Origin of the sequence: Dactylosporangium sp. NPDC048998 (assembly GCF_043197855.1) — a bacterium.
Lineage (GTDB): Bacteria > Actinomycetota > Actinomycetes > Mycobacteriales > Micromonosporaceae > Dactylosporangium.
The window spans coordinates 369,587-387,339 of record NZ_JBICTV010000004.1 but is presented as its reverse complement, the minus strand read 5'-3'; the positions used below and the strand labels follow the sequence as shown (position 1 = coordinate 387,339).

The 17,753-nt window shown below is 73.8% G+C and carries 13 protein-coding genes; 9 read left to right on the top strand and 4 right to left on the bottom strand.

Features of this window, described 5'->3' with window-relative positions; translation table 11 throughout:
- The first annotated feature begins 143 nt into the window (after positions 1-143).
- From ACGFI8_RS12595 to ACGFI8_RS12585, 3 genes are all read left to right on the top strand, one after another.
- Positions 144-4,625: a hypothetical protein gene (locus tag ACGFI8_RS12595; RefSeq protein WP_392803639.1), complete on the top strand. Its 4,482-nt coding sequence runs from the start codon at positions 144-146 to the stop codon at positions 4,623-4,625.
- A 78-nt stretch (positions 4,626-4,703) separates the two neighbouring features.
- Complete coding sequence (locus tag ACGFI8_RS12590; RefSeq protein ID WP_392803637.1) at positions 4,704-6,023, top strand: DEAD/DEAH box helicase; 1,320 nt, start codon at positions 4,704-4,706, stop codon at positions 6,021-6,023.
- A 66-nt stretch (positions 6,024-6,089) separates the two neighbouring features.
- Positions 6,090-6,695: a putative glycolipid-binding domain-containing protein gene (locus tag ACGFI8_RS12585; protein ID WP_392803635.1), complete on the top strand. Its 606-nt coding sequence runs from the start codon at positions 6,090-6,092 to the stop codon at positions 6,693-6,695.
- Positions 6,696-6,700: 5 nt separating this feature from the next.
- Here the strand turns inward: ACGFI8_RS12585 and ACGFI8_RS12580 are convergent, their stop codons facing one another.
- Complete coding sequence (locus ACGFI8_RS12580) at positions 6,701-7,147, bottom strand: Lrp/AsnC family transcriptional regulator (protein WP_392803633.1); 447 nt, start codon at positions 7,145-7,147, stop codon at positions 6,701-6,703.
- 185 nt (positions 7,148-7,332) lie between these two features.
- On the opposite strand from ACGFI8_RS12580, the gene ACGFI8_RS12575 reads away from it, so the two are divergent.
- On the top strand, positions 7,333-7,566 hold the full coding sequence (locus tag ACGFI8_RS12575; protein WP_392803631.1) for a BldC family transcriptional regulator: 234 nt from the start codon (positions 7,333-7,335) through the stop codon (positions 7,564-7,566).
- Here ACGFI8_RS12575 and ACGFI8_RS12570 read toward each other — a convergent pair.
- On the bottom strand, positions 7,523-8,161 hold the full coding sequence (locus ACGFI8_RS12570; protein ID WP_392803629.1) for a UbiX family flavin prenyltransferase: 639 nt from the start codon (positions 8,159-8,161) through the stop codon (positions 7,523-7,525). The two genes, ACGFI8_RS12575 and ACGFI8_RS12570, sit on opposite strands and share 44 nt — an antisense overlap.
- Positions 8,162-8,239: 78 nt before the next feature.
- Positions 8,240-9,802: an LPXTG cell wall anchor domain-containing protein gene (locus tag ACGFI8_RS12565; RefSeq protein WP_392803627.1), complete on the bottom strand. Its 1,563-nt coding sequence runs from the start codon at positions 9,800-9,802 to the stop codon at positions 8,240-8,242.
- A gap of 171 nt (positions 9,803-9,973) precedes the next feature.
- Here ACGFI8_RS12565 and ACGFI8_RS12560 point away from each other — a divergent pair, with 171 nt between their 5' ends.
- From ACGFI8_RS12560 to ACGFI8_RS12540, 5 genes are all read left to right on the top strand, one after another.
- Complete coding sequence (locus ACGFI8_RS12560; protein ID WP_392803625.1) at positions 9,974-11,434, top strand: menaquinone biosynthesis decarboxylase; 1,461 nt, start codon at positions 9,974-9,976, stop codon at positions 11,432-11,434.
- Positions 11,431-12,357 carry a menaquinone biosynthesis prenyltransferase MqnP gene (gene mqnP / locus ACGFI8_RS12555; protein WP_392803623.1) on the top strand — a complete coding sequence of 309 codons (927 nt, stop codon included), beginning with the start codon at positions 11,431-11,433 and terminating at the stop codon, positions 12,355-12,357. The genes ACGFI8_RS12560 and mqnP overlap by 4 nt, the downstream gene beginning before the upstream one ends.
- Positions 12,358-12,444: 87 nt before the next feature.
- Entirely contained in the window at positions 12,445-13,665 is a 1,221-nt protein-coding gene (locus ACGFI8_RS12550; protein ID WP_392803621.1) for a mannosyltransferase family protein, read from the top strand.
- 16 nt (positions 13,666-13,681) lie between these two features.
- Positions 13,682-14,143 carry a PH domain-containing protein gene (locus tag ACGFI8_RS12545; protein WP_392803619.1) on the top strand — a complete coding sequence of 154 codons (462 nt, stop codon included), beginning with the start codon at positions 13,682-13,684 and terminating at the stop codon, positions 14,141-14,143.
- Positions 14,130-15,749, top strand: a complete 1,620-nt coding sequence (locus ACGFI8_RS12540) for a mannosyltransferase family protein (protein WP_392803617.1) — start codon at positions 14,130-14,132, stop codon at positions 15,747-15,749. The genes ACGFI8_RS12545 and ACGFI8_RS12540 overlap by 14 nt, the downstream gene beginning before the upstream one ends.
- 22 nt (positions 15,750-15,771) lie before the next feature.
- Here ACGFI8_RS12540 and ACGFI8_RS12535 read toward each other — a convergent pair whose 3' ends face one another.
- Positions 15,772-17,724 carry a SpoIIE family protein phosphatase gene (locus ACGFI8_RS12535; RefSeq protein ID WP_392803615.1) on the bottom strand — a complete coding sequence of 651 codons (1,953 nt, stop codon included), beginning with the start codon at positions 17,722-17,724 and terminating at the stop codon, positions 15,772-15,774.
- Positions 17,725-17,753: the final 29 nt, after the last annotated feature.

Here is a 17,753-nt window from a genome sequence, read left to right as displayed (position 1 = left end):
TCCCGGCGGTAGATCCAAAACCCGACGGACTCCGACCCGGCGCTGCGTGACTCGATGTGGCACCGTGGACCCGTGACCGACGAAAGGGGGCCGTCGGCCGCGCGATGATGCCCGTCTAGGGCACCGGTTCATGGAGGGCAGCGATGGACGAGCGCGAGACGCGCGACGGCGCACGCGGCGAGGCGGTTCCGACCGGCCCCACGTTCGGCGGCTCGCCCCCGGCGGGCGGCATGCCACCGGGCAGCCAGCCACCCCCGGAGGACAGCGCCGACCTGCCACCGCTGCCGCCCCCGCCGCCGGTCGGCGCGGAGCTGCCCCCCGAGCCGACGGACGAGGATCTTCCCGACCGGGCGTACGAGCCGCCGCCCACCCCGGTGGACGGCGCCCTGTGGCCGGGCGGCGACCCGTTCGGCGGCGCCGCGGACGAGGAGGAAGACCCCGAGGTTGCGGCCCTGATGGCCGCCTTCTCCGACGGCGGTACGGCGGGAGCCGCCTCCCCCGCGGACGTGCCGGCCGCCGCCCCCTCCACCGGCGCCGCCTCGGACGCGCTTTCCGTGAGCGAGCCGCCCCCCGCCGCCTTCACCATGCCGACCTCCGAGCCCTTCGCCGGTGTGCAGCCCGGATCGCCGGTTTCCGCTCCGCCCGTCTCTGGCCCGCCCGTCTCTGGCCCGCCTGCCTCCGGCGCGCCGGTTGCCGGTCCGCCCGTTGTCGCGGACGGGCCGGACGTGTTCGCCGCGCCGGGCGGGGAGCCCGACGAGGATGTGATCGCCGCGGCGGTCGACGGTGCCCCGGCCTATCAGCTGCCGGCCCTCGAGCCGGCCCCCGGCATCTACGGTCCGCCGCCCACCGACCCGACCCCGCTTCCCGCCGTTCCTCCGGCCCCTCGCGCCGAGGGCGAGGACTCGGGCGGCCTGGCCGACCCGTTCGGCCCGGCCGCGCTGGCCGCCTTCGCTCCCGCCGCCGACGGAGAACCGGACGGATCGGATTATTCCGAAATCTCCGGCCCGTCGGAGGACCCGGCGGCGGACACCCCGATCACCCCGACGCCGGTGGTGGGCCGCGCGACGGTCGCCTCCGTGAGCGCACCCGAGGGAGATCTCGCGGAGAGGCGGCACGAGGCCGGCACGTACCGCGCCGGAGCCTTCTCCATCCCCGGCATCGAGCCCCCGTCGGGCCCGATCGCCGCCTCGCCCGAGCCGCCCGCCGCCTTCGAACCCCCAGCCGCCACTCCTGAACCGCCGGCCGCCGCCTTCGAACCACCCGCTGGCGTGTCTGAACCGCCCGTCGCCGAGCCGCCCGCGCCGTTTTTCCAGCCCGCTGCCGCCGCTGAGCCGCCGGCGCCGGTCCAGCCGCCGGTCATCGGTACCGAGCCGCCGCTGCCGAGCCGTCTGCGGACCCCACGCGTGCCGATGGAGTCGTCCTGGGACGCGTTCGCGAAGCCTTGGACCGCGGCCGCCGCCGAGCCGCCCGAGGTCCCGCTGCCGCCGGAGCCGCCCGTGGTGCCGGCCCCGGCCGCGTATCCGCTGCCCACCAACGACCCGGCCCCCTCCTACGGTTCGCCGAGCGACGCCGCGCCCTCGTACGCGCCGCCCGCCGAGCCCCCCGCGTACGAGCCGCCGCCGGTCAGGCACCCGTTCGCGGTGCAGAGCCGCCCGACCTCGCCCGCCGCCCCGGAGCCGGCCGCTTTCCAGCCGCCGGTGGTCCCCGCGTTCCCGGGCACCTACCCGCCGCCGATCCCCGAGCCGTCGATCGCCGCAGCGGCCCCGCCCGCCGACCTCCCGGCATTCGACCCGCTCGCGGGCGACCCCGCACCCGTCTCGACGGCGGGCAGCGACGCACCGATCGCGGGCGGCGACGCCCTCGGAGTCGGTGCCGCCGCCGTGGTCGCGGCCGCCCGGGCCAGCGCCTCCGTGCCCGGCCTGCACACCGTCAGCGCCGAGGAGGCCGCTCAGGCCGCCCGGGGCGCGACGACGATCCCGAAGGTCTACCGCGGCGGCGCCGCGAGCGCCGAGCCCCCGGCCGCCGACCAGCCGCCGGCCGAGCCCGAGCCCGCCGACCCCGAGCCGGCCGAGCCCATCCCTGGCCCGACCCCCTCGCCGTTCCCGAGCCCCGAGCCCGTACCGCGGCCCGAGCCCACCCCGTTCCCGCCGGCACCGACCCCGGAGCCGATCCCGAAGCCGTTCCCACCGGCCCCCGAGCCCGAACCGATGCCCGAGCCGGAACCGACCCCGCAGCCGGGCCCGACGCCGGATCCGTTCCCGCACCCGCAGCCCCGGCCCGAGCCCCAGCCGTTCCCGTCGCCGTCGCCGTTCTCGCCCAGCCCGTTCCAGTCCCCGGACGCCCCGCCGGCCCCGCCGTTCGGCACCCAGGAGGCGCCGCAGGCCCCGTCCTACGGCGTCCCGGACGCGCAGCCGGCACCGTCGTTCGGCGCCGCACAACCGCCGCCACTCCCCGGCCCACCGCCGCTGCCCGGCCCACCGCCGATCCCCGGCACCGCCGGTGGATCGGCCGCGCCCGCCTACGGCATCCCGAACGCGCAACCGGCACCGTCATTCGGTGCCGCACAACCGCCGCCGCTGCCCGGCCCACCGCCGATCCCCGGCACGCCCGCGCCGGCCGCACCGGCGTACGGCGTCCCGGACGCGCAGCCCGCACCGTCGTTCGGCGCCGTGCAACCGCCGCCGCTGCCAGGTCCGCCGCCGATCCCCGGCACGCCCGCTCCGGCCGCGCCCGCCTACGGCATCCCGGACGCGCAGCCCGCGCCGTCGTTCGGTGGTGCGGGCGCGCCCGCGTACGGTGTTCCCGACGCGCAGCCCGCGCCGTCGTTCGGGGGTGTGCAGCCGCCGCCGATTCCGAGCGCGCCCGCGTACGGGATTCCGTCCGCGCAGCCGGCGCCGCCGTTCGGTGGGGCGGACCAGCCGCCGCCGCCCGTGTCCAGCTCGCCCTTCCTCGTGGCGGAGGAGCCGCCGCCGCTCCCGGCCGATGCCGCCCCTGACCAGCCGATCGGCGGGGCGGAGACCCCCGAGGCGCCGGCGGCGCCCGCGTACACGACGCCGTCGGCCGAGCATCCCTGGGGCCACAACGACTCCGCGGCGCCGGCCGAACAGGCGCCGCAGTGGCCGGGCGGACCCGCGCAGCAGGGCTGGAACCCGCCGCCCGGCCGGCCCGGATGGGGCGCGCCGCCGCAGGGTCAGCAGGGCTGGGCCCCGCCCAACACCGGACAGCCGGGCCAGCCCGGACAATCGGGACAGCCGGGACAGCCTGGCCAGCCGTGGCAGCCCGGCCAGGCCGCACACCCGGGCCAGCCCGGTCCCCTGGGTCAGCCAGGGCAGCCGTGGCAGCCCGGCCAGCCGGCCTACCCCGGGCAGCCGGGGCACCCCGGTCAGCTGGGGCATGCGGGCCAGCCGGGCTATCCGGGACAGCCAGGTCAGCCGGGCTACCCCGCCCATCCGGGCCAGCCCGGCCAGCCGGCCTGGGGTCAGCCTCCGGCCGCCCAGGGCTGGAACCCGCCGCCGCAGCAGGGCTGGCAGCAGCCGCAGACCCCGCCCGGACAGCCGGGCTGGAACCCGCCTCCGGGGCAGCCGGGTCAGCCCGGGCCGCAGCCGGGCTGGGGCCAGCCGCCGGCGTCGAGCCCGCCCGCACAACAGGCCTGGGGCCAGCCGGGCTGGAACCCGCCCGCGTCGGCGCCCCCGGCGCAGGGCTGGCAGCCCGGCGGCAACCCGCCGGCCCAGCAGAGCTGGACGCCGCCGCCCGCCTCCGTACCGCCGGCCCAGCCCGGCTGGAACCCACCGCCGGGACAGCCGGGCCAGCAACCCGTCTGGGCCCCGCCGCCCGCGCAGCAGGGCTGGACCCCGCCCCCGACCTCGACCCCGCCCGCGCAGGGCTGGGGCCAGCCGCCGACGTCCACCCCGCCGGCGCAACAGGCCTGGGGACAGCCGCCCACGTCGACCCCGCCGGCCCAGCAGGGCTGGGGACAACCTCCGACGTCCCCGCCGCCCGGGCAACAGGGCTGGGGACAGCCGCCCACTTCCACGCCGCCCTCGCCGCAGAGCGCGCCGCCGGCGTGGGCTCCACCCCCGATGCCGGGTACGGGCCCCGGTGCACCTGGAACGGAGAACGACGATCATGGCGTACAACATCAATGGCCCGGGCGTGGGGACTTCCCGCCGCCGGCCAACCGCGCGCCCGGCGGGGGCTACCCCTCGACCGGGGCGCCCGCGCAGCCCGCGCCGGAGCACCAGCAGCCCCCTGCGATCCCCCCGCCCGACGAGGAGCCCGCTGTAGAGAAGGCCCCAGCGGCCGAAAGCTACGGAACGTGGGCCCGGAACCAGCGGGCCTCCGCCGGCACTGTGTACGGCGGGAAGGGCGGCGCCTCGCCGTCGCCCCTCTCGACCGACGGCGGGGGCAGTCCCCTGGAGAACACCGGCTCGCTGACCGGGCACATCCTGAGTCAAGGCACAGCAGAGTCGGACGACGACGAGGAAACCCCGTCGAAGTCCGGCAATCGGCGGGTGATCATCATCATCGCGGTGATCGTGGTGGTGCTGGTCCTCGGCGGGTACTTCAGCGTCACCCTCGCACGGGACTACATCGACAGCGTGTTCGGCGGAGTACCGCAGAAGTGAGCCGCAGCACGGCGGCTGGGACCCGGCGACGGGGATCGGATAGCCTTAGCCGTTCTCCAATCGGAAGGTCCCAGCTCCTTGCTGCTCGCTGACCCCAGCTCATTCCCCTCGATCTTCGACACGGCCGATGCCCCGGCGGGCCACACCGGACCCGGTTTCGCGGGACTCGGCCTGCCCCACAAGCTGGTGCGGACGCTCGCGACCCAGGGCATCACCGAACCGTTCCCCATCCAGTCCGCGACCGTCCCCGACGTGCTCGCGGGCCGCGACGTGCTCGGCCGTGGCCGCACCGGCTCGGGCAAGACGCTCGCGTTCGGCCTGCCCATGCTCGCCCGCCTGGCCGCCTCGGGCCGCTCCCGGCCGCACGCGCCGAAGGCGCTCGTGCTGGTGCCGACGCGCGAGCTGGCGATGCAGGTCAACGACGCGCTGACCCCGCTGGCCAAGACCATGGGGCTGTACTGCAAGACCGCGGTCGGCGGCGTGCCGTACGACCGGCAGATCTGGTCGCTGGAGCGCGGCGTGGACGTGCTCGTGGCCACCCCGGGGCGGCTCGGCGACCTGATCAAGCGCGGCGCGTGCCGGCTCGACGCGGTGGAGATCACCGTGCTCGACGAGGCCGACCAGATGGCCGACATGGGCTTCCTGCCCGAGGTCACCGAGATCATGGCGCAGACGCCGGCGGCGGGGCAGCGGCTGCTGTTCTCCGCGACGCTGGACAAGGACGTCGACGCGCTGGTCGCGCGGTTCCTGATCGACCCGGTGACGCACTCGATCGAGCCGCCGGTGGCGTCCGTGGGCTCCATGGACCATCACGTACTGCTGGTGCCCCCGAACGACAAGGTGGCGATCGCGGCGTCGATCGCGGCGCGCAAGGGCCGGACGATCCTGTTCGTGAAGACCCAGATGGCCGTCGACGAGCTCGTGGAGCAGTTCGCCCGGGTGGGCGTGCGGGCCGGCGCGCTGCACGGCGGCAAGTCGCAGCGGGTGCGCACCCGCACGCTGGCCGAGTTCCGCGAGGGCACCGTGGACGTGCTTGTCGCGACGGACGTGGCCGCGCGCGGCATCCACATCGACGACGTGTCCCTGGTCGTACACGTCGATCTGCCCCGTGACCAGAAGGACTACCTGCACCGGGCCGGGCGCACCGCGCGGGCCGGCGCGGCGGGCACGGTCGTGACGCTGGTGCTGCCCCGCCAGCGGCGCCGGGCCGCGGCGCTGCTGGCCAAGGCCGGCGTGACCCCCAACGAGCTGCGCGTCCGCGCGGGCGACCCGGCGCTGGCCGAGGTCACCGGCGCCCGCCAGCCCAGCGGGGTGCCGGTGCGCGCCGTGCACCACGGCCCCGCCCCCGCACCGGGCCGCCGCCGGCAGAACGACCGCCGGCCGCCGCGGAGGCGCTGAGGGGCGAGCCGCCAAGGGCGAGGTTGGGGAGCAGCGCGAACGCACGCGGTCGGATACGGTCCGGGGATGACCGTGCTACCGCGGGCGTTCGCCTGGCAACGGACCGACACCACCGGCGGCGAGTTCGTCACCCTGGACGACAGGCGAGGCCTGCGCGCCAAGGGCCTCGCGTTCGCCTCGGACAACACGCTGTATTCCTGCCGATACGACCTGCACACCGATGACGCCTGGGCCAGCACCCGCCTGGAGGTGGCCGTCGAGGGCGGGGGCTGGCTGCGCACGCTGCGCATGGAGCGGGCGGCCGGCCGCTGGCGGGTGACCACCAGCGAGCAGGGCAACCTCGAGCGGGCGCTGCCCCACGCGCCGTGGTCGGGCATCGAGGAGCCCGACCGGCTGCACGCGGTGCTCGACGTGGACCTCTACAACTCGCCGCTGACCAACACGCTGCCGGTGCGCCGGCTCGGCCTGCACCGAGCGAGCCCGGGCACGGTGGTGCGGATCGAGGCCGCCTGGGTACTGCTGCCGAGCCTCGCCGTGCTGCCGGTGGAGCAGAGCTACGAGGTGCTCGGTCCGCGGCGGGTGCGGTACCGCTCGGAGAACTTCACCGCGGACCTCGAACTGACCGACGACGGCTACGTGGCCGAATATCCGGGACTGGCGACGCTTGCATGATGCGCTCAACTCGCCGGCTGCGCCCGGCCCTCCCATTTCGTGGAAAGCGCGACGGTGGTGCGGGTGCGCGCCACGCCCTTGACGCGGTTGAGATCGACAATCAGCCGCTCCAGATCACCGATCGTTTTCACCCTGGCCTTGCACAGAAACGATTCCTCGCCCGCCATGAAGTAGCAGGATTCGATCTCGTGGCGGGCGCGCAGGGCATCGAGCACCGCGTCGGTGTCGCCGCTGCTGTCCTGGACGATCCCGATCACGGCGGTGAGCGGAAGCCCCAGCGTCTCGGGCTCCACCTCGGCGCGGTATCCGCGGATCACCCCGGCGGATTCGAGCTTGCCGACACGCTCGTGCACGGCCGGGGCGGAGAGGCCGACCTGCCGGGCGAGCTCCGCATACGAGAGCCGGGCGTTCTCCCGCAGGAGGTCGATAAGCTGCCTGTCGATCGCGTCCATCGCGACAAGCCTAACGGTCCGGCTTTTAACACAGCTAATTACCCAGAAGTGCGTTTTCCTCGTTTCCCGGACACGGCACGTGAGCGGTGCTGTAATGGGCGTACATCCCAGGATGACTCGCGCTTTCAGCTTCGCAGCATGGGGGTGCGCGGACCCGGCGAGCCACCCAGGGTAAAGGAGGGGCCGTGGAGACGGGAGATCGTCTGCTGACGCCCGGTGAGGTCGCTGCCTTGTTTCGCGTCGATCCTAAGACGGTGACGCGTTGGGCCGCGGCGGGCCGGATCAGCAGCATCCGAACCCCGGGTGGACACCGGCGGTTCCGGGAATCTGAGGTGAGGGCATTGCTCGAAGGAGACGAAGCCCTGGATGACACCTCTAATGGGAACGGGAACGGCCGAGGTCACCCGACCAACGAGTGAAGAGGCTGTGCGATACGCCGGCGGCGTCGAGGACCTTGCCGGCGACGAAGTCGACCAGCTGGGCGGCCGTGGCCGCGGCGCCGGCGGCATAGAAGCCGGGGCTCGCGGGCAGGATCACCGCACCCGCGTCGTGTAGTGCGATGAGGTGCTCCAGGTGACTTCGGGTCACCGGGGTCTCGCGTGGCACGATCACGACCGGGCGGCGTTCCTTGAGGTTCACCTCAGCGGCGCGCTGAAGGAGGTCCTTGGACAGTCCGATGGCGATGCCGGCGCACGCCGCCGTGCTCGCCGGCACGATGAGCATGCCCTTGACCGGGTAGGACCCGCTGCTGGGGCCCGCGGCCAGGTCGCCGGCCGGCCAGTAGGCCGCGTCCGCGCCGTCCAGCGGGCGGCCGAGCCATGCCGCGAGGTCGTCCTTCCAGTGCGAGTCACGGAAGGACACGCCCGTCTCGTCGAGGACAGTCAGCCGTGCCGCGCGCGAAACGACGAGGTCGACGGCCTCGCCGGCGTCGAACAGCGCCCGGATCACGGCCGCCGCATACGGCGTGCCCGACGCCCCGGACACCCCGACGACCCACGGCCTGCGCTGATCCACGCACCAACTGTGCCATGGCGGAGGGGCGGTCCCCGGCCCGGAGCGCCCCCCTTGAACCGCTGAACCACGCGTCGCGCCCTATTCGACGCCGCCGTCCTTCGGCGCGACCAGGACTATCCGGCGCCGTCGGGCCGTCACGAACAGCGCCGCGCCGCCGGCGAGCAGCAGCGCGCCGACGACGGCGACCGTCGCGGTCTTCGCGCCGGTCACCGGCAGGCCGCCGCCTTCGCCGCCACCGTTGCCGGTCGGGTTGATGACGACCTCGGCGATGTCGTTCGCCGGGTTGTCGTCCTTGCGCTCGTACTGCAGGAAGGTGTTGTTGAACGACACGGTGCCGGTCGACCCGGCGATCACCTGGGTGATCTTCAGCCGGAACTCGGCCGTGAAGGACTCGCCCGGCGCGAACAGCTGGTCGTGGTTGCCGCACTCGTAGAACCGCCCGCCCGGCACGGGCTCGGCGCTGTTGCCGTTGTCGCCGTGCGACCAGGCGAGACAGTTGGCCGGCACGTCGAGGACCTCGGTGCCCTCCGGCACGACGAAGTCGAAGGACCAGGAGGGTTCGCCGCCCGTGTGGCTGACGTCGATCGTGGACGGGCCCACGTTCTTCGCGCCGACGGTGACCTTGACCACGTCGCCGACCTTGCCCGAGGCGGTGGCGCCGAGCGCGGCGACGTCCCTGGTGCTGGCGATGTTCCAGGTGGCCTCGTCGAGGTTGTCGTACTCGTTGAGGTCCTTCGGCTGGGCGGCGAGCGCGCCGAACCTCTTGCCGCTGGTCGCCTTCCTGGCCTGCAGCCTGGACAGCGGGTCGGCCTTCCCGGCGCTCGGGTCGGCGAGGAACACGCCCGCCTTGTGGCCACCCGCGGTGCCGGCGACCCTGACGCTCATGCCCGGGTGGCCGTCCTTGGTGCCGTCGTCGGTGACGAACTTGACGGCGTCGCCGGGCCCGATCGGCCGGTTGAAGGGGCAGACGACGGCGATGCCGAACGCCCAGGTGCCGTAGGTGCAGCCGGCGTACTGGTCCGGCACCAGCCCGTCGTCGAAGAAGAACACGAAGGCCCCGGTGCCCGCCGCTGGGCGGTTGCCCTCGTTGAAGACGACCGCCTGCATCCACAGGGTGTCGCCCGGCTTGGCCGGCTGGTCCTGCTCGTTGGCCGGAAACGCGACGAGGTCGGCGCCGTCGGCGATCGTGACGTCCAGGTGGCCGGCGCTCGGCATGTCGAAGCCGTCGGCCCTGGTCGCCAGGTCGACCGAGCCCTTGGCGCCCGCCGTCGAGCCGGCCGCGGAGGTCAGCGTGAACCACTCGACGCCCGTGTCGTAGGTGCCGTCCGGCAGCGCACAGGTGATCTTCGCGCCGGCCGTCTTGCAGGCCCCGGTGTCCCGCGGCGTCAGCGTGCCGACGCCCGACAGCTTCGACGTGTCGATGATCAGCTGCGGGTTCTTCGCGTTGCCGGCACTGACGAAGAACGCGACCGCCTTCTTCGCACCGTGGGAGCCGACCTGGACGGTGGGGTGGATCGGGTTGACGAACACGGAGGGGTCGGCGGCGTGGGCCGGGAGGGCGGGCGCCGCGACGAAGGCCAGCGTGGCCGCAGAGACGGTGGCCCCCAGGCGTACTGCACGGGAGCGGAAGGATTTGCTCATGCTCATCCTCGGGATCCGGGTCGGACGGCGGCATCGTAGACGAAAGCGAAACGTTCTCACCGTCCCGTGCGGGCGCCGATCGGATCGACCCTGCCGGCCGTTCGGGGGAGGCCGGGCGGGCGGGAGGAGGCCGCTGCGGGAAATGTCGTACCCGGTTGGGAGGATGACGGCATGGCGCGCGGATTTCCCTATGCAGACCTCAACGAGTTCCTGGCCGACCTGCAGAACGTGGGCGAGCTGCACCGGGTGGCCGCGCCCGTCGACCCGCACCTGGAGATCAGCGAGGTCGTCACCCGCACCGTCCGGGCCGGCGGGCCGGCCCTGCTGTTCGAGCGGCCGACCCGCGGCGACATGCCGGTCGCCATCAACCTGTTCGGCACCGAGCGGCGCACCGCCATGGCGCTCGGTGTCGAGCGGCTCGACGAGGTCGGGGCGCGGATCGGCGAGCTGGTGCGGCCCGAGCTCCCGGTCGGCTGGGCCGGGATCCGCGACGGCATCGGCAAGCTCATGCAGCTCAAGTCGGTGCCGCCGAAGCACGTCAAAACCGCGCCGTGCCAGGAGGTCGTCCACAAGGGCGACCAGGTCGACCTCAACCGGCTGCCCGGGCTGCAGGTGTGGCCGGACGACGGCGGGATCTACCACAACTTCGGCCTGACCCACACCAAGCACCCGGAGACCGGCAAGCGCAACCTGGGGCTTTACCGGCTGCAGCAGCACAGTCACAACACGCTGGGCATGCACTGGCAGATCCACAAGGACTCCACGGCGCACCACGCGGTCGCGGAGCGGCTCGGGCAGCGGCTGCCGGTGGCGATCGCGATCGGGGCCGACCCGGTGGTCTCCTACACGGCCAGCGCGCCGCTGCCGTCCGACATCGATGAATACCTGTTCGCCGGCTTCCTGCGCGGCGAGCGGGTCGAGATGGTCGACTGCCTGACCGTGCCGCTGCAGGTGCCGGCCAACGCGCAGATCGTGCTCGAGGGCTATCTGGAGCCGGGCGAGCGGCTGCCCGAGGGCCCGTTCGGCGACCACACCGGCTTCTACACGCCGGTCGAGGACTTCCCGGTGCTGCACGTGGAGTGCATGACGATGCGCCGCCAGCCGATCTACCACTCGATCATCACGTCGAAGCCGCCGCAGGAGGACCACGGCCTGGGCAAGGCGACCGAGCGCATCTTCCTGCCGCTGCTCAAGCTGCTGATCCCGGACATCGTGGACTACGACCTGCCGGCCGCCGGCGTGTTCCACAACTGCGTGATCGTCTCGATCCGCAAGCGGTATCCGAAGCACGCGCAGAAGGTGATGAGCGCGATCTGGGGCGCCCACCTGCTGTCGCTGTCGAAGCTCATCGTGGTCGTGGACGAGGACTGCGACGTGCACGACTACGCCGAGGTGGCCTTCCGCGCGTTCGGCAACGTCGACTACGCGCACGACCTGCTGCTCACGCAGGGCCCGGTCGACCACCTCGACCACGCCTCCTACCAGCAGTTCTGGGGCGGCAAGGCGGGGCTGGACGCGACGCGGAAGACGCCGGCCGAGGGCTACCATCGCGGCTGGCCGGAAGAGATGGTCATGTCGCCCGAGGTCGTGGCGCGGGTCGACAAGCGCTGGAGAGAGTATGGGTTCAAGTGACGCTCGCTGAGGCACCTGAGGCACCCTCGAGCCGGGTCAAGGCCTTCCTGCGGCTGGTCGCGATCGAGCACTCCGTGTTCGCGCTGCCGTTCGCCTATCTGGCCGCCCTGACGGCGATGACGACCGGCCCGCACGAGGGCGGCCACCCGCACGTCGCCTGGCTCGACCTGCTGCTGGTGACGATCGCCATGGTCGGCGCCCGCACGTTCGCGATGGCCGCCAACCGGATCATCGACCGGCGCATCGACGCGCGAAACCCGCGCACCGCCCGGCGCGAGCTGGTGACCGGCGCCGTGAGCGTGCGCACCGCGTGGACCGGCGCGGCCGTCGCCCTGGTCGTGTTCCTCGGCGCCGCGGCCCTGCTCAACCCGCTCTGCCTCGCGCTCGCGCCGCTGGCCGTGGTGCCCCTGGTCGTGTATCCGTACGGCAAGCGCTTCACCAACTGGCCCCACGCGATCCTGGGCCTGGCGCAGCTCGTCGGGCCGGTCGGCGCGTGGCTGGCGATCACCGGCGACCTGCGCGGCTCCGGCCCGGCCTGGGTGCTCGGCGCCGCGGTCGGGCTGTGGATCGGCGGCTTCGACCTGATCTACGCCTGCCAGGACACCGAGATCGACCGGGAGATCGGCGTGCACTCGGTCCCGGCCCGCTACGGCGTCCCGTTCGCCCTGCACCTGTCGACGATCGCGCACGTCGTGACCTTCGCCCTGTTCGCCTGGTTCGGCCAGCTGGTCGGCCTGGGCTGGCTGTGGTGGATCGGCCTGCTGGTGACCGCGGTGGCCTTCGTCTACGAGCACGCGATCGTGCGCCCCGGCGACCTGTCGCGGGTCAACCGGGCGTTCTTCACCGCCAACGGGTTCGTCGGCATCGCGCTGTTCGTGTTCGCCCTGCTCGACCTGGTCGTCCGCGGCGGGCTGAGGCCCTGACATGACCGGTCCGAAGCGACGTGCAGCGGCCGCTCATCGGGAGCCCCGGTCCTCGTGCCGCGGCCGGGGTGCAGTCGAGGTGGCCCGGTGAGCGCCTCGACCGTGCCGCAGCCGGATGCGGCGGAGGAGATCCGGGAGCCGGCTGCGCCGGAGGCGGCCGACCGGCCCTGGCGGCGGGCCGTGCTGTCCGGGCTCGGGATCTTCGCGGCGAGCAAGGCCGGGCTGGCCGCGGTGTCCACCTTCGCGTGGATCGGTGAGAAGCGGCCGAACGTGACCGCGACGTACGTCGCGGCGCAGTGGGCGGCCCAGTGGGACTCCGTGTGGTTCCGCGACGTCGCGAAGATGGGCTACTACGCGGATCCGTACAACGCGCCGGCGGCGTTCTTCCCGCTGTACCCCATGCTCATCCGCGCCCTCACGCCGCTGTGCCTGGGCAAGGACTGGGTCGCGGCGCTGCTGGTGGCCAACGTGGCGACGCTCGGGGCGCTGATCGTGCTGTACCGCCTCGTCGAGCACGAGTTCGACCGGTCCAGCGCCGGGCGCACCGTGTTCTACCTGGTGGCGTTCCCGACCGGGTTCTTCCTCACCGCCGCCTACAACGAGGGCCTGTTCATCGGCCTGATGGTCGCCACCGTGTACTGCCTACGCCGGCAGCACTGGTGGTGGGCCGGCGCGTTCGGGGGGCTCGCCGCCTTCACCCGCTCGGCCGGGATCCTGCTGGCCGGCGCGTTCGTCTACGAGTACGTCCGGGTCAACCGGCTCGCCGTCCGGCGCAACGCGCTGGCCGTGCTGCTCATCCCGCTGGGCGTGGTGGGCGTGGCCGCCGTTTCGCTACACGCGTACCACGAGCCGTTCGCGTTCCTGCGCGCCCAGCGCTACTGGGGCCGGCACCTGGACTGGCCGTGGGCGCCGGTCTGGCGCGGGTTCGGCTCCCTGCACAACGGGGCGAGCCTGCGCTTCGGCTTCAGCGACCTGTGGGTGCACAACCTGCTGGAGCTCGCGTCGGTACTGCTGATCGTCGCGATGCTGGTGCTGATGTTCGTCGGCCCGTGGAAGGTCCGCCGCGACCAGTGGATCCTGCCGCTGCTCGGCGTCGCGCTGACCCTGCTGATGATCAGCTTCCCGTCGTCGCACCAGCCCTATCCGCTGTACTCCGCCTCGCGCCTCGGGCTCGAGGTCTTTCCGGCGTTCATGCTGCTCGGCCGGCTCGGCGCGCGCCCGGCGCTCGATCGGGTCGTGCTCGCCCTGTTCCTCATGCTGCAGGGGATTCTTGCCGCTTACTTCGTGCGGGGCGGCTGGGTCGCGTAATCGTAGGAGTGTGCAAATGCGCAGCGGTGCCTTCTCCGAACAGCCCGCGGCGGCGCCGACCAGCCGTCGCTGGCGGGTGTCGCCGGGGTTCACGGCGCTCAAGTGCGCCCTCACCGTGGTGCTGGCGCTCGCCGCCGTCTTCCTCGCCGAGGACCGGCCGGCGCTGAGCGCCGCCCTGGTCGCCACCGTCGTCGCCGGCGCATACGCGCTGCGCGACCTGCTGGCCCCCGTCCGCCTGGAGGCCGACCCGGACGGCGTGACCGTCGTCGCCGGCTACGCGGGCCACCGCCGCCTCGAGTGGTCGCAGATCGAGCGGGTCCGGGCCGAGTCGCGGACCCGCGCCGGCCTGCGCAGCGAGCTCGTGGAGATCGACACCGGCGACACGCTGTACCTGCTCAGCAGCTACGACCTGAACGCCCGCCCGGCCGACGTCGCCGACGAGCTCGTCCGCATCCGGACCGCTGGTGGGAGCGGCTGACGGCCCCTGGCGGCGGGCGCTGCTGTCCGGCCTCGCTGTCTTCGCCGCGAGCAGGGCCGGCCTGGCCGCCGTCTCGGCGTTCGCCTGGATCGGCGACCAGGGCCAGAACCGCTCCGCCACGCAGGTCGCCCGGCTGTGGGCCGCGCAGTACGACTCGCCCTGGTTCATCGCGATCGCCGAGCACGGCTATCAGCGCACCGCGGACGACTCGCCGGCGGCGTTCTTCCCGCTGTACCCCGTGCTGATCCGGCTCTGCACGCCGCTGTGCCTGGGCCGTTCGTGGGTCGCGGCCCTTCTGGTCGCCAACGGCGCCCTGCTCGCGGCGCTGATCGTGCTGTTCCGGCTCACGGAGCACGAGCTCGGCCGCGCCGCCGCGGGCCGCACGATCTTCTCCCTGGTGGCCTTCCCGACCGGCTTCTTCCTGAGCGCCGCCTACAACGAGGGCCTGTTCATCGCCCTGCTGGCCGCGACGGTGTACTGCCTGCGCCGCGAGCACTGGTGGCGCGCCGGCGTCCTCGGCGCCCTGGCCGCGGCGACGCGCTCGGCCGGGATCCTGCTGCTGTTCGCGTTCGCCTTCGAGTACGCCCGCGCCCACGGCTATCTGCGCCCGCGGACCTATTTCCGCTCGCAGAGCTACTTCCGCACACGCATCTACGTCCGCGCTCGCGCCCTTGTGCTGAACCGGAAAAGCCGGATAAATCCGGACACATCATCATTGGCCGCCCCCGACGCCCGCGGTGCCATGTGGGAGGAAGACAGGCCCGGCACCCATGCCGCAGCGCGCGGGCCCCGCGCTGAAGCCGACTCACTCGGAGCCGGCGCATACGCTCCAGCACACAGGACCACCGCTGACGTCGCGGCGGAGGGCACCGACGCTCAGGTCGCGGCGCACGGGGGCGGGGCTGATGTCGCGGCGCACAGCGAAGGTGCGCATCGGGCCCGGACGGGGCTGCGCCAGCGGGTGGGGCCCGGCGGCCTGGAACGGCGCGAACGGCGCGAGATCGACCGACCCGCGCACGGCGGTCGCGAGACCCCGCGCGGCGACCGCGAGCAGGGCCGCCGCGGCCGCATCGCGGCGAGCGCGCCGGCCGCGCTGCTGATCCCGCTCGGCCTGGGCGCCGTGATGATCGCCGATCGGATCGCGTACGGCGACGCGCTCGCCTTCTCGCACACCCAGGCCGCGCACTGGGGCCGCCATGCGGCGTGGCCGTGGCGCGCCCCGATCGACGCCGCCCGGGCCCCGGGGCCGCCGTTCACCGAGATCTGGGCCCACAACCTCCTGGAGCTCGCCACGGTGGCGCTGCTGGGTGTACTGCTGGTGCTCGCCCTCGCCGGCCCCTGGCGCCTGCGCCGCGATCAGCTGCTGTTTCCGCTGCTCGGCGCCGCCCTGCTGATCTTCATGATCAGCTTTCCGAGCCGGTACACGGCCAACATCCCGTACCCGCTGTACTCCGCCTCGCGGATCGGCCTCGAGGTCTTCCCGGCGTTCATGATGCTCGGCCGGATGGGCCGCAACCCGTGGCTGGACCGGACGCTGCTCGCCGCGTTCCTGACCACCCAGGGCGTGCTGGCCGCCCACTTCCTGCACTCCGGTTGGGTGGCGTGACCCAGCGTGACTCAAGCGTGACTCAACCGTCGTTGCGCACCGCGAAGATGGCGATGTCGTCGCGCGGCGACTCGGGCGAGAAGCTCAGCGTGCGCGCCCGCAGCCGGGCCACCACCACGTCGGCCGAGAAGCCGGCCAGGTTGGCGGCCTCGTCGCGGAGCCGGTCGACGCCGAAGAGGTCGATGCCCCGGCGCCGCTCGGTGACACCGTCGGTGAAAAAGATGAGCGTGTCGCCGGGGTCGAGCGAGACCTGCGTGCGCGGGGTGCTGATGGTGTCGAGCAGGCCCAGGGCCGTACCGCATGCGCCGACGAGCTCGGTGCGCCCGTCCGCGCGCAGCAGGACCGGCTGATCGTGGCCCGCCAGGTGCAGCGTGACGTCGAGCCGCCCGTCCTGGCGGCGCAGCACCTGGGCCAGGCAGAGCGTGCAGAAGCGCCCGCCGCCGCGCTCCAGCAGGGTCTCGTTGAGGCGCAGCAGCACCTCCGGCAGCGGCCGGCCGTCGCGGACCAGCACCCGGGTCACGTCACGGACCAGGCCGGTGACGGTCGCGGCCTGCACGCCCTTGCCCGAGACGTCGCCCACCACGACCAGCCAGCGGCGGCTGGAGAGCGGGACCACGTCGTAGAAGTCGCCGCCGACCTCGACACCCTCGCCCGTGGGCACGTACTCGGCGCCGAACTCGACCCCCTCGGCCTTCGGCAGTTGGGGCGGCAGGAGGGAGCGCTGCAGGGCCTGGGCCACGCTGCGCCGCTCCGCGTGGATGTTGGCGTTGTCGATGGCGAGCGCGGCCCGGCGGGCCACGTCCTCGACGACCGCCACCTCCTCGGCGTGCTGCCAGGTGTCGCGGTTGCCGCCGACCGTCAGCGTGCCAAGGTGCTGGCCGCGGGCGATGAGAGCGACGACGTAGCCCTCCAGCGGCGGCGCCAGCGGTACGACGGCATCGGTCCCCATCGCCTCCTTCAGCTCCGGGGTGGCCTGGGCGAGCGCGTCGAGCAGGTCGCCGACCAGCGACTCGTCGGCGTGGGCGGCGGCGGCCAGGCGCAGCTCGCCCCCGGCGTCGGCGGTGTGGATCACGCACCACCGGCCGAGCCGCGGCACCATGAGCCGGGGGATCAGGGCCAGCGTGAGCTCGGCGTCGAGGGACTGGGCGAGCAGCTCGCTGGCCTCGGCGAGGAACGTGAGCCAGGTGCGCCGCTCGGCGTCGGCGCGGCGCAGCCGGTGGTTCTCGACCAGCAGCGTCAGGCGGTCGGCGACGAGGGCGGTGAGCGGGAGCGCATACGGGCTGTTCCCGCCGCCGGCCACGAGCAGCTCGGCGCGCCAGGGCCGGGCGACGCGCAGCGGCACGCGGCGGCCGGTGTCGGTGGAGCCGCCGACGCGCCCGTACGCCGCGGCGGTGCGCGGCCCCTCGCCCTCGTCGACGGTGAGCGCCGCGCCCTGCGCGCCGATCACCCGGCACAGCCGCTGCAGCAGCTCCTCGGAGATCTCCTCGAGCGAGGTACCTCGCCCCGACCAGGTCAGCGCGTCGACCGCCGACGGCAGGTCGATCGCGGGCGCGACGGCCGGCTCGCCCGCCGTGCCCGGCCGCGGCGACGGCCGGTCGAGCCGAAACCAGACGCCCTTGCCGCCGGGGAAGTGCAGCGTTCCCCAGGCGGTGGCCAGTTGCTCGACGAGCAGCAGGCCGCGGCCGCGCTCCGGCAGCTCGCCGGTGGAGTCGGGAAAGCTGGGCGTGACCGTGCCGGGCCGGAAGTCCAGCACCGATACCGTGAGCGAACCATCACTCGCCGTGATATCCAAATCGACCTCGGTGCCGGCGTGCACGACGCTGTTCGTGGTGAGTTCGGTGACGAGTAGCAGCGCCTCGTCCAGGACCGCGCCGAGGTCCCGTTCGTGCATGATCGTCCGGATCGCCTCGCGGGCCAGACCGGGAGAGCTATGGTCGGCCGGGAGCCTGATCCTCCGGACGGTCTGGGTTGTCACACATCGCAGTCTCCACTGAACGGTGGTAA